We start from the raw sequence: 12,162 nt of genomic DNA, 5'->3' as shown, positions 1-12,162 counted from the left end.
TCGGGGAACCGCGATGGAGGCATGGCACGAGGACTGGCACCGGGACTGCGCCACGGTGGGGCTCGCCGGGCCGAGCAGCGACCTCGGCGAGATCAAGCGCGCCTACGCGAAGACGCTGCGCACGACCCGGCCCGACGACGACGCCCAGGCCTACCAGGCGCTGCGCGAGGCCTACGACCGGCTCGTGGCGCACGCCCGCCGGCAGTCGCTCATCGAGTCTCAGGCCGCGGCGGAAACCGCCTCGGCAGCGGGCGGGCCGCTGGGCGAGCCCGTCGCCGAGCCGACGGGCGCTGAACCGGGCGCTCAACCGGGCGCTCAACCGGGCGCTGAAGCTGTCGTCGCGGCATCGCCCATGGCCGAACAGGTCGACGCCCGGATGGATGACGAATGGCCGGCACCGCCGCCCAGATCGGCGCCCCGCCCGCCGCAGGAGCGAGTGGTGTTCCTGGATCCGCCCGCGGGGCCCTCGCCGGAAGCCCTCTGCCACGAGGTCGTCCATCTGCTCAAGCAAGGCCCGGCGAAGCTGGAAGCCGCGATGCCGGCGCTGCGCCGCCAGCTCGGCGACCTGCCCTTGGAGCAACAGCTCGAGGCCTCGGCGCGATTCGCGGACCTGGTGGTGCAGCTTGAAGCCCACCTGCCCCCGCGGCTGATCGACCTGCTGCGCGAGCACTTCGACTGGTCGCGCGATTTCCGCATCGAGCGGATGCTCGGCGGGGAGCGCATGGCCGCGCTCGCGGCGGTGCTGGAGCGCCATCCGCCGCCGATCACCGATCCGGCGACGCTCGAGGAATTCGCGCCGACGGTCCGCGTCGCGCAGCTGTCCGGTTCAGCGCGCGAAGGGGACAGGTTCAAGGCCTTCATCGGCGCGCTGCTGATGGGGCACACGCTGCCGCTGCATCTGCAATGGGCCGGCTGGCAGCTGCTGCGCCGCCTGGGCCTCGACGAGGCGCAACTGGGGGCCGTCCAGAAGCTGGGCGTGAAGACGCGCAACGCGGCACTGCCGCTCATCGCGCTGCTGGCGGGCGTGCTCAGCGGCGTGCTGGCGGGCAGCGCGAGCGAAGGCTTCGAACACGGCTTCTCCGCCCTGTGGTGGGTGGTCATCTTCTGCGTGTTCATGGGGTATGTCGGTCAGGCGCTCGACTTCCTGCGCGATGCCGTGCCCGCCTGGCTGGCCGGGAAACTCAGATCGGAGCGCTGGGACCGCGCGTCGCCCTGGGTGGGCGCCGCGAGCTTTGCGGTCGCCGGTCTCGTCCTGCAACTCGCGCCGGTGTACGGCGACGCCATGGCGGTGCTGAGCCTGGTCTTCCTGGCGGTCGGCCTGCTGCTCGGTCTGAAGGGCACGCCCGCGATGATCACGACCGCCGTGGCGCTGTGGGGCTTCGTCGTGTGGGCGGTGCCGCCGATGATGATGCCCGTCGCCGCCGGCGTGCAGGCCGCATGGATCTCCGCCGGGGTCACGGTCTACCGCCTGCGCCTGTACGTGCCCAACCCGACCTTCCGCGTGCAGCCCACGCGGCCGGCGGGCGGGTGGAAGGCGATCGCGCTGCTGTTGACCGTCGGGTTGCCGACGCTGACGGCCTGGCTGTCCAGCCTGGCCGGCATGCGCCTGACGCTGGGCGCCATCGCGCTGGGCTTCACCGCGGGCCGCGCGGTCGGCGACATCGGTCTCGTACCGCGCGCCGCGATCATGATCGGCACCTTCTACCTGGCGATGGGACTCTGGCTCGCGGCGCAGCGCGCGGGCTGGCTCCTGGCGCGCCGGCTGTTCCGTGACCGGCCGGCGGCGTCCGCCGGCGCCGGCGGACGCTGACCGCGATCACTGCACCGGCGCCCAGCCCGATGGCGTCCAGCGGAACAGCACGTCCGTCAGCGGATTGGCGGTCTTGCCCATCAGCTCCCGCACCTGCGCGCGCAGCGCGTCGAGCGTCGACGCGTCGTCGTCGCTCACATAGAGCACCGTGTCGTTGGCCGGCGCCGCGACGATCAGCTTGCCCTTCTGCGCGTCGGCCAGCGGCTTCCAGTCGTCGATGAAGATCAACCGGCTCGGCTGGAGCACCGGTCCGTCGAGCTTGCCCACCTCGCCCGCGGGCACGGGCTTGGCATGCTGCAGCACCTGCGGCATCGCGTCGTAGGTGTTCTTGCGCGCGGTCTCGCGCACCTGGTCGACCGACAGGTTCAGCGTCTTGTAGTCCTGCTCGCTGATCAGCCGCGTCGCGCGCATCGTGTCGAAGACCGGCACCGTCACCAGCGGGCCGATGAAGGGCCGCGGGCGGAAGGTGGTGGCGTCGCCGCCGACTTCGCGCTGCGCCTGCTGCACCGACGCGGCCGTGCGCACCGCCAGTCGCAGCGACTCGCGCGTCGCGGGGATCGTCGAGGCGCGGAACTGCTGCGTCGTCGTCTTCACGAACGCGCCGACGTCGTCGGCGCAATTGCCGCGGTTGGTCTGGCAGCCCGCGTAGAGCTTGTCGATCTTCGTGCGCTGGTCCGCGACGCCGAGCGTCAGCGGCTCGCGGACGACGACGGTGCCGTCGCCGAGCTGCTGGCGCAGCTGCGACGCGACGTACTCGGTGAAGCCGACGGCGTCCTGGGGGACGCCGGCGGACTGCGCGAATGCTCCGTCTGCTGCACCGCAGAAAGCGGCAGTGGCCGCGAGGGCGGCCACGGTGGATCGGAGAACGGAACGCGGTTGTCGTTGGAGACGAAGACGCATGACGGACATGAGGACCTCCGTGATTTCGTGGGGAGGTCGGGGTTGGGCAAGCATCGCTCCCGCCGGCTGCACTGCGACGGCTGCTGGCCCTCACCCCCGCCCTCTCCCGCAAGCGGGAGAGGGCGTGAGCGTGCACCGAGCTCAACGCGCCTTCACGCGCCCGACACGCGGTACTGATCCGCCTTCGCCACGCCTTCCATCGCCGGATCGCTGACCGACGGCGCGCCGGTCTCGATGTGCCCGGCGAAGCGCCGCAGGAAGTCGGTCTGGCCGCTCACCCGCACGGACACGTCATACCAATGCGCCGCGACCGCGACCCCGATGCGCAGCTCGCTGCTGCTGCGCGCCGGCACGTTCACCGTGCGCGGTGCCGAGCCCTGGTACTTGTTGTGCGCGACGGTGAAGGTCGCCGCGACCGGGCCGGTGTTCACCAGCGTCAGCACCAGCTCCCCGGTGGCCGGCGCGGACTTCGCGACGACGTCCGGATTGGGCTGGCCCGCCGCCGCCGCGCGCCGCGCATTGCCGGCGAGGTGGCGATGGAAACCGTTGGGCCCGAGGACCCACAGGTCGTAGGCCCCGGCGGCCTGCGGCGCGAAGCTGCCGGTGAGCTGCTTGCCGGCCTCGACCGTGTAGCGGCGCGGGATCTCGCCCAGGCGCGTGCGGTCGTAGACGTGGAACACGGCAGCGGCACCGCCCGTGTTCTGGAAGGTGACGGCGATCGTCGTCGCATTCGGACCCGCGCCGGGCGTCACCGCGCTGGTGGCCTGCAGGTCGTAAGGCAAGGCGCGCGCTGGACGCACGCCCGCGTTCTGCGACGGCAGCTGCAGCGAGCCCGGGATGCCCGGCGTCGTCGTGCCGGGCAGCGCGCGGGCCCGGTTGGCGAGCGCCACGGTGTCGGGCAGCTTCGAGAAGAACTCGCTGTCCTCCGGATCGGCGAAGTTGAAGCACGAGGTCAGATCGCCCGCGACCGCACGGCGCCACGCGCCGATGTTGGTCTCCTTCACGCCGAAGCGGGCCTCGATGAAGCGCAGCACCGAGGTGTGGTCCGAGGTCTGCGAGTTGACCCAGCCGCCCTTGCTCCACGGCGACACGATGTACAGCGGCACGCGCGGGCCCATGCCGTACGGCCGGTGCAGGTAGGTGGCCGAGGCGCCGTTGAGGATCTCGCAGTACTCACCCGTCGTGTCGACCGTCGACGCGCCGGCGAGCACCGCCTGCGCCGGGTTCGCGTTCCAGGTCACGTACGAGGGCGCGGCCGGCGGCGGCACGTGGTCGAAGAAGCCGTCGTTCTCGTCGAAGTTGATGAACAGGACAGTCTTGGCCCACACGTCCGGATTCGAGGTCAGCGCGTCCAGCACCTTGGCCGTGTAGTCCGCGCCCTGCGCCGGGCTGGACGGTCCCGGATGCTCGGACCCTTCCGCCGTCGCGACGACCCACGACACCTGCGGCAGGCGGTTGTTGACCACGTCGTCGCGCAGCAGGTCGAGGTCGCGCGTGGAGATGCCGCGGTCCTTCAGCACCTGCGAGAAGCCCGGCCGGTTGTACCAGCCGTCGCGGAACACCTTGAACCCGGCCAGCGAGTTGTCGGTGAAGTTGTCCGCCATGTTCTGGTAGACCTGCCAGCTGATGCCGGCCGACTGCAGGCGCTCGGGGTAGGTGGTCCAGGTGTAGTCGTCCAACGGGTTCGCGTTGAACCAGTCGTGGCTGTTGTCGGTGGACGGACCGTTGCCCAGGCGCAGCGGGTCGTTGGTGCCGGTCCAGAGGAACAGCCGGTTGGTGTTGGTGCCGGTCTGCGTCGCGCAGTGGTAGGCGTCGCACAGCGTGAACGCGTTGGCCAGGGCGAACTGGAAGGGCAGCTCCTGCTCCTTGAAGTGGCCCATCGAATGGTTCTGCTTGGCCTTGGGCCAGTTGTTCATGCGGCCATGGTCCCAGGCGGCCTGGGCGTCGGTCCACGAATGCGGCGTGCCGCTGACGCGCATGAAGGCGAAGTTCTGCGCGGTGTTCAGGTGGAAGGGGGCGATCGCGCCGGGCGCGGCGTTGTTGACGGTGGGCTGGATCCAGACCGAGCGGCCCTTCACGTTGGCCGAGTCGGCCACCGGCGCCGGGAACGGATCACCGAAGCCGCGCACGCCGTTCAGCGTGCCGAAGTAATGGTCGAAGGAACGGTTCTCCTGGGTCAGGATGACGATGTGCTCGACGTCCTGGATCGTGCCGGTGCGCACGGCCGCCTTGATGGACAGCGCGCGGGCGATGGCCGGCGGGAAGCTGGTCATCGCGGCGGTGGCGCCGGCGGCGCCGGCGACGGCGCGGAGGAACTGGCGGCGGGGCGGTTGCTGCTGCGTCATGGCGGGCTCCTCAGGCGGTGGCGGTGGCGTTGGCGGCGGCGCTGTTGGCGGCACTCGCGTGCTGCGAGGACTTGCGGCGACGGATCACCAGCGCGGCCACGGCGAGGCCGCCCAGCGCGAGCGCGCCCGAGGCGGGTTCCGGCACGGCGGATGCGAAGGTCAGGTCGTCCATGACGAAGAAGGCGGGATCGTTGCTGCGGAAGACGAGGCGGTCGACGAGGCCGGTGTAGCCGCTGCCGAGGAACGCCGGGCTGTCGCTGAGGTTGAGCAGCGAGGTCGACGCGACGAGCGCGCCGCCGAAGTACAGGTCGATGGCGACGTTGACGCCGTCGAAGCCGGCGAACCAGGCGCCCTGGAAGGTGCTGGGCGAGAGGAAGCCGATGGTGCTGGTGGCGCTGCTGCCGTCGAAGCCGAGCGTGGCGCGGCGGTCGCCGGAATGCGGCGTGTACGGCGCCTGCTCGCCGGCGTACTGGAACCAGGAGCTGGCGGACCAGTCGAGGCCGGCGTAGTGGACGGGGACGACGCCGTCGTCGGTCAGGTCGTCGAAGGTGACGACGGTGGCGGACGCGAACGGTGCGGCGATGGCCAGGGCCAGCGGCAGGCAGGCGCGGGTGACCACGCGGGTGGCCGCATGGGTGAGGGCACGGGACAGGGTGCGGGCGAAGGGCTTGCGCATGGGGACTCCAGGGAGGTCGGGCGGACGGGAAGCGCCGCGACCGCGCGTCGATCTGAAGGGGTCAGGTCTTGACGGCGCGGTCGCGGAGGGACGGGCGGATGTTCAGAGGCTCGGGTGACAGACCGGTGAACGGTCGGTGTCATCGACAGGCCCGGAACTTGCCCACGGGACCGCCGTCCCTGGAAGCGGGGGCGCGTCGCGGGAGCGACGCGAAGGTGTCATGTAACGCTGTCGCGCTATGACGCCATCATCACGAACGGCAACCCGCCGATCACGGAGATCACCATGGACAGCAGCATCAAGCCGAGGAAGGTCATGATCGGCCGCACGCGCTCGCCCTCCGGGCGGCTGCAGTACAGGTAGATCGGCACCACCAGCAAGGTCGCGCCCAGAATGCCGCCGCCCATCAGCGTGCCGCCGAAGAAACGCCTCTGAATGGAGTCGCGCCGGTACCAGGCATAGACCACCACCATGGAGGCGAAGGTCAGCGGGATCTCGATCATCCCCAACCGGACATGATGAAGCTCGCGGTACCCCGACACGCAGCCGCTGAGCAGCGACAGCAAGGCCAGGGCGATCAAGGTGCGTTTCAGGGTCACGGGTGTCGGTGTCGAGGTCGAAGAGATCGACTGTAGCGGCCCGCCGTCGGACCTCCCCCACTCGGCGGAAGGCGCGTCCTGCCAATGGCCCTGATCAGTATGAACAGGGGGACTGACCTCCCTGGATCAGTTCCCCCATCGGGTCCGCATTTTGGAGGAAAGACAAGAAGCCCTTGCTTATCGAAACTGCGTGCAGCCGGGTCATGGGACCCGTGATCACGGAGAACGAAGATGGCAATGGATCTGGCCGCGCAAGGCTTCAAACACACCGCGAAAAGCAAGCCGATCTGCACGATACAGAAGCTGGCAGAAGCGTTGCAGCATCCGCCTTCGATCTTTGGCACGGCGTCTCCGTCGGACCTCGAGGCCGACCATGAGGAACGCGACTGGTCGCTGGCAACTCGGGACATCCAAGACATCCTCGAAGTCCGTCAAGTGTCTCCGCAGGCGCTGCTGTCGAAGCTCAAGGCCACTGCGCGATTCGTTCAATTGCATGAACTGCGCCTGTGCGGAAACCCCTGGCTCCATGTCATGCGCTTCCAGAACGTTGCCTCTATTTCCTACGTGATCCACCTGGATCTGGATCAGGAGGATGCCAACACGTGGAATGAACGTTTCCACTCCATGTTGGCCAGTCAAGATCTGCTCGATCTGCCGCTTCACATCAACCTCAGGGAGCGCGGCCCACGCCGCTGACTCCAGAAGCGCCCCATGGAGGGAATTCCGTCATGCCGATCAACAGCAAAGAGCTGCTGCGACTTGCCCGAGAACTTGCGGAAAGCCCAATGGAGGTCAAACGCAGGGCGGCCATCAGTCGTGCCTACTATGCCGCCTACCACCGATGTTTTGACTGGGAGAAGAAGCTCCCGCTCGCTGGCGAAGATCACGGCCTGCGCGGCAGCCACGAAGCCCTGATCGCCCGCCTCCGACATCCTCATGAAAGGTGCGATGAACCCGCCGCGGACTGCTCTCGCCATATCGGCGAGCGCCTCGACATCCAGCGAGAGAATCGAGTCTTGGCAGACTACAAGGTGAAACAACAGCTGCCAAGCCGGGTCCTTTCGGAGCAACTGAAGTTGGCCGCCGAGGTGATCGACCGATGTGACCGCCATGATCGCGGCGAAGGATTCGTCGCAGCCCCTGGCCGCACGAAGCCGTGACAGGTCGTCGCATCTTCCGTCGACCTTCAGAAATCACGTGCGCCCTTCTGCGAACCGCTGATACCACGCCACCGCCTCCGCATTCGCCATCGCATCGCGCTTCATCACCTGCTCCGCCGCGGCGCCGAGCAGCAGCTTCTTGATCGGCAGCTCCATCTTCTTGCCCGACAGCGTGCGCGGGATGGCCTCGACCTGATGGATCTCGTCGGGCACATGGCGCGCCGACAGCGCCTTCTTGATCGAGGTCTTCAAGCGCAGCTGCAGCGCCTCGTCCAGCGGCAGGCCGTCCCGGAGCTGCACGAACAGCAGCAGGCAGCTCGGCCTTCCGAGGTACTCCAGGTCCACGACCAGGCTGTCCAGCACCTCCGGGTGGGTCTCCACCGCGCGGTACAGCTCCGACGTGCCCATGCGGATCCCGTGGCGGTTGATCGTCGCGTCCGAGCGCCCGTAGATGATCCCACCGCCTGAGGGCGTCACGCGCAGCCAGTCGCCGTGGCGCCAGAGGCCCTCGCCGTTCGGCCCGCGGTACATGTCGAAGTAGCTCGACAGGTAGCGCTCGTTGCCGTCGTCGCCCCAGAAGTACAGCGGCATCGACGGCATCGGCCGCGTACAGACCAGCTCGCCGACCTCGTCGATCAGCGCTCGGCCCTGCCCGTCCGCATCCACCTCCGAGAACGCGTGCACCGCCGCACCCAGACTCCGCACCTGCATCTGGCCGCGCACCAGCGGCTCGGTGATCAGCCCCGTGAGGAAGGCCCCGGCGAAGTCCGTGCCGCCGCTGATGATGCAGATCCAGATCGGCCGGCCTTCCGGCGTCGGGCAGTTGGCCCAGATCCAGTCGTAGCTCTCGTCCGCCAGCGGACTGCCGGTGCTGCCGATCGCGCGAAGGCGGCTCAGGTCGCCGTGCTTCATGGGCTCGACGCCGGCCTTCAGGCAGCTCGCGTAGAACGCCGCGCCGGCGCCGAAGAAGGTCGCGCCGGACAGCGCCACGAAGCGCCACAAGGTGCTCCAGTCCGGCGCGTCCTTCGGTCCGGCGGGACTCCCGTCGAACAGGCAGATCGTCGTGCCGCCCATCAGCGCGCCGACCTGGCAGTTCCACATGATCCAGCCCGTCGAGCTGTACCAGTGGAAGCGGTCGCCCGTCTCCGCCGTCGCGCCGACGTTGTTGTGGATCGAGCCCTTGAGCATCTCCAGCAGCACGCCGCCGTGGCCGTGCACGATCGGCTTGGGCAGGCCCGTCGTGCCGCTCGAATAGACGATCCACAGCGGGTGGTCGAAGGGCACGGCCTCCGGCGCGTGCGAACGCGGATTGGCGATCAGCGTGTCCCAGCGATGGGCGCCGCGCTTGGTCCTCGCAGTTCCCTCCGCGCTCGATCCCGTTGCCGTTGCCGTTGCCGTTCCCGTTCCCGTTGCCGTTCCCGTTGCCGTTGCCGTTGCCGAGTCCACGACAGCAGATCGGGCCAGCGGCGAAGGATCGGCCTGGGGATCGAGATTCCCGAGCAGCACCACGTCCGTCACCGTCGGCAGTTCATCGAGCAACTGCCCCAGCATCGCCGTGCGATCGATGTCCTGCCCCGCGTAGCGCACGCCGTCGGCGGCGATCAGCAACTTGGGTTCGATCTGGCGGAAGCGGTCCAGCACCGCCACCGGTCCCATGTCCGGCGAGCACACCGACCACACCGCGCCCAGGCTGGCGACGGCGAAGAAGGCCACCGCCGTGGCCGGCACGTTGGGCAGGTAGGCAGCGACGCGATCGCCGCGCCGCACGCCGAGGTCGTGCATCGAGGCCGCGAGCGCGCCGACCTGGCGTTGCAGTTCGGGCCAGCGCATCTCGCCGAGCTCGCCGCGCGCGAGCATCGCCTCGTTCGCGTGGACGATCGCCGGGTGGCCGGCGGCCTCCGCCGCGTCGACATGTCGCAAGGCCTGCGCCGCGATGTTCAGCGTCGCGCCTCGGAACCAGACCGCGCCGGGCATGCGCTCCTCGCAGAGCGCCGTCTCGAAGGGCGTCTCCGAGCGCAGGTCGAAGTGGTCCCAGATGCTGCGCCAGAACGCGTCCAGCTCGGTCACCGACCAGCCCCACAGCGACGCGTAGTCGTCGAAGACCAGGCCTCGCTGCTCGTGCAGGAAACGGCGGTAGTGGTCGATCTGCGGCGTCGGGGGCATGCGGGACTCCTTGTCGAGTCTCTGACGGTAGCCGAGATCCCTCTGGCCCGCCGTCACGCGCGTGACCGGCCCGGTCGGCCGGGCTCGCGCCTTCTTACTGCGACGGCCGCTGGCCCTCACCCCTGCCCTCTCCCGCAAGCGGGAGAGGGAGTCCGACCGGTTCTGCTCGCAGCGCCGGCTCCTCTTGCCCCCTCTCCCGCTTGCGGGAGAGCGCGGGGGTGAGGGCAGCGGCGGTGGCAGTGCTGCAGACCTCAGCGCTTCGGCAGCTTGTCGGTCTCGATGTCGACGTAAGGCCAGAAGATCTGGTTGAAGAACGGCCGCCGGTAGCCGACCAGCCACGGCTGCGCGATGTCGGTGACGATGCGGTGCACGCGGAACTTCTGCGGCATGTAGGCGGTCAGCAGCTTCTGCGCCTCGCGCAGCAGCTCTGCGCGTTCGGGGCCGTCGGGCAGCACCATCATGCGACGGTAGATCTCGTCGTAGCGCTCGAGCTTGAAGCGGCCCAGGTTCTGCCCGCCGGCCGCGGGACGATGTGGGCCGTGATGATGCGCGAAGACAGGTCGCTCAACTGCGCCGGATCGAAGCCGGTCTCCGCGACGAGGAAGGCGCGGTGTCGGCCCTAGTGCTTGAACTTTGCGGCGGCATCGGGATCGATGTCCACGTACTCCCACCAGTTCTGCCAGAACTGCGGCCGGCGGTAGCCGATCAGCTGCGGCTGGGCGATGTCGGTGATGAAGCGGTGGCCGCGGTACTTGTAGGGCATGTACGCGGTCGCATAACGCTTGGTCTCGTCGAAGAGCTTCATGCGCGCCGGTCCGTCGGGCAGGTGCGAGGCCTCGTCGTAGAGCTTGTCGACGGCCGGCAGCCGGAAGCGCGCGTAGTTCTGCGCGCCGATCTGGCCGCTGTACATCCGCGCCAGCGAGTCCTGCCCATCAGGCTTGGACGCGGAGGTCGCCAGCGACCAGATCTGGTACTTGCCGGCGCGCAGCGACTTGAGGTTCTCCGGCCACTTCGCCGGCTTGAACACGATGCGCAGCCCCACGGCGTTGAGGTTCTTCTGCACGATCTCGTCGATCTGGCGCTGGAACTGCTCGGGCGTCGTCAGGCTCTCCAGCACCAGCGGACTGCCATCGGGTTTGTCGCGCCAACCGTCCCCATCCTTGTCGACGTAGCCGTAGAGGTCCAGCAAGGCCTTCGCACGCGCCGGATCGAAGCTGCTCATGTCGCTCTTGAACGCCGCGTCGTAGCCGGTGGTTCCCGGCATGTAGAGCGACTGGGCCTGCACGGCCTGGCCGCGTCGGACCAGCGTCAGTTCACGCTGGACATCGATGGCCAGCGAGACCGCGCGGCGCAGCGCGATCTTCTCCGGCGTGTAGCCGCCGACCACCGGATCCTCCATGTTGAACACGGTGAACAACACGTCCGACGCGACGGTCCGGTACGCGTGCTTGCCCTGCTTCTCGAGGTTGGGCGCGATCCTGCCGTTGGGCATGGCCTGGGTGATGAAGTCCTCGGGCGTGCGCTCGATGAAGTCGTACTCGCCGTTCAGGAAGGACAACCAGCGCGGCTGGTTCTCCTCGATGACGCCGATCTCCACGCGGTCGATCATCGGCAGGCGCCGGCCCTTGAAGCGGAGCTTCAGCGCCTGGCCTTCGGCGTCGTCGGCCGCGGGATCCACTTCCTGGTCGTAGAAGCGCTCGCGGTAACCCGGGTTGCGCTCCAGGACGATCAGCGAGCTGCGCCGCCAGTGCTTGAGCACGAAGGGCCCCGTGCCCACCGGATGCGCCATCGAATCGCCCGGGTAGGCCTCGATCACCTCGCGCGCGACGGCGCCGTACAGGTCGCCCTGCGCGAAGACCTCCATCAGGCGCGGCCGCGTCTCCTTCGACTTGAATTGCAGCGTGTAGCGGTCCAGCGCACGCAGGCCCTCGATGGGCTTGTCGTAGTCGAAGGGCTTGCCGGACTTGCGGACCTGGTCGTGATACTCGTTGAGGCCGACCAGCTCGAGCTCCTCGACCTCGCTCCAGGCCGGCGACGCCACCGCCGGATCGGCGAAGCGCTTGAACGAATAGACGTAGTCCTCGGCGGTCAGCTCGCGCGCCTTGCCCTTGAAGGCGGGATCGTCGGCGAAATGGATGCCCGGACGCAGCGTCACCGTCCAGACCTTGTAGTCGTCGGAGAACGCCGGCATCGCCGCCGCGGTCAGCGGCTTCATGCGCGCGGGGCGCGCCAGCTGGTCGTAGGTGTAGAGCCCCTCGAACATGTGGGGCGTGATCATCCGCGAGTAGAGGTCGGTGATCTTCGCGGGATCGAAGCCGGTCTCCGCGACGCGGAAGGCGTAGCGCAGGACCTTGGGTTCGGCGGCCGCAGTGCTGGGCGCGGCGGGCGCGGCGGGCGCGGCCGGCGCGGCAGTCACGCCGTTCAGGCCGGCCCCCGCCAGGGCAGAGGCGAGGACGGCCCCGCGCAGGATCGAAGAGAGGAATCGGGCGCGAGGCATCACGGCGTCAGT

General features: G+C 69.0%; 10 protein-coding genes. 3 read left to right on the top strand and 7 right to left on the bottom strand.

The window, feature by feature from the left end:
• The first annotated feature begins 13 nt into the window (after window positions 1-13).
• Complete coding sequence (locus AC07O8_RS03650) at window positions 14-1,810, top strand: hypothetical protein (RefSeq protein WP_495046732.1); 1,797 nt, start codon at window positions 14-16, stop codon at window positions 1,808-1,810.
• Between the two features lie 6 nt (window positions 1,811-1,816).
• Here AC07O8_RS03650 and AC07O8_RS03645 read toward each other — a convergent pair whose 3' ends face one another.
• The 4 genes from AC07O8_RS03645 to AC07O8_RS03630 all read right to left on the bottom strand — a co-directional run bounded on the left by AC07O8_RS03645 (window position 1,817) and on the right by AC07O8_RS03630 (window position 6,330).
• Window positions 1,817-2,662, bottom strand: coding sequence for a DUF1444 domain-containing protein (locus AC07O8_RS03645; protein WP_495046731.1), 846 nt, complete (start codon window positions 2,660-2,662; stop codon window positions 1,817-1,819).
• 200 nt (window positions 2,663-2,862) lie between these two features.
• A complete protein-coding gene (locus AC07O8_RS03640) occupies window positions 2,863-5,055 on the bottom strand; it encodes a phosphocholine-specific phospholipase C (protein ID WP_495046730.1) in 2,193 nt (730 codons plus the stop codon).
• A 10-nt stretch (window positions 5,056-5,065) separates the two neighbouring features.
• Window positions 5,066-5,731 (bottom strand): PEP-CTERM sorting domain-containing protein, encoded by a 666-nt coding sequence (locus AC07O8_RS03635; RefSeq protein ID WP_495046729.1) that lies wholly within the window; start codon window positions 5,729-5,731, stop codon window positions 5,066-5,068.
• Window positions 5,732-5,967: 236 nt separating this feature from the next.
• Window positions 5,968-6,330, bottom strand: a complete 363-nt coding sequence (locus AC07O8_RS03630; RefSeq protein WP_495046728.1) for a hypothetical protein — start codon at window positions 6,328-6,330, stop codon at window positions 5,968-5,970.
• A 231-nt stretch (window positions 6,331-6,561) separates the two neighbouring features.
• Between AC07O8_RS03630 and AC07O8_RS03625 the strand changes: the two genes are divergently transcribed.
• On the top strand, window positions 6,562-7,026 hold the full coding sequence (locus AC07O8_RS03625; RefSeq protein ID WP_495046727.1) for a hypothetical protein: 465 nt from the start codon (window positions 6,562-6,564) through the stop codon (window positions 7,024-7,026).
• Window positions 7,027-7,058: 32 nt separating this feature from the next.
• On the top strand, window positions 7,059-7,490 hold the full coding sequence (locus tag AC07O8_RS03620; protein ID WP_495046726.1) for a hypothetical protein: 432 nt from the start codon (window positions 7,059-7,061) through the stop codon (window positions 7,488-7,490).
• 33 nt (window positions 7,491-7,523) lie between these two features.
• On the opposite strand, the gene AC07O8_RS03615 is transcribed toward AC07O8_RS03620, so the two are convergent.
• The 3 genes from AC07O8_RS03615 to AC07O8_RS03605 form a co-directional block, all read right to left on the bottom strand.
• A complete protein-coding gene (locus AC07O8_RS03615) occupies window positions 7,524-9,653 on the bottom strand; it encodes an acetoacetate--CoA ligase (RefSeq protein ID WP_495046725.1) in 2,130 nt (709 codons plus the stop codon).
• Between the two features lie 251 nt (window positions 9,654-9,904).
• Entirely contained in the window at window positions 9,905-10,114 is a 210-nt protein-coding gene (locus tag AC07O8_RS03610; protein WP_495046724.1) for a hypothetical protein, read from the bottom strand.
• Window positions 10,115-10,272: 158 nt separating this feature from the next.
• Complete coding sequence (locus AC07O8_RS03605; RefSeq protein ID WP_495046723.1) at window positions 10,273-12,150, bottom strand: ABC transporter substrate-binding protein; 1,878 nt, start codon at window positions 12,148-12,150, stop codon at window positions 10,273-10,275.
• Between the last annotated feature and the right edge of the window lie 12 nt (window positions 12,151-12,162).

It is taken from the genome of Roseateles sp. GW821-FHT09G09 (genome assembly GCF_059415965.1).
The sequence above is the reverse complement of the archived record's forward strand: the minus strand, read 5'-3'. Positions and strand labels throughout refer to the sequence as shown.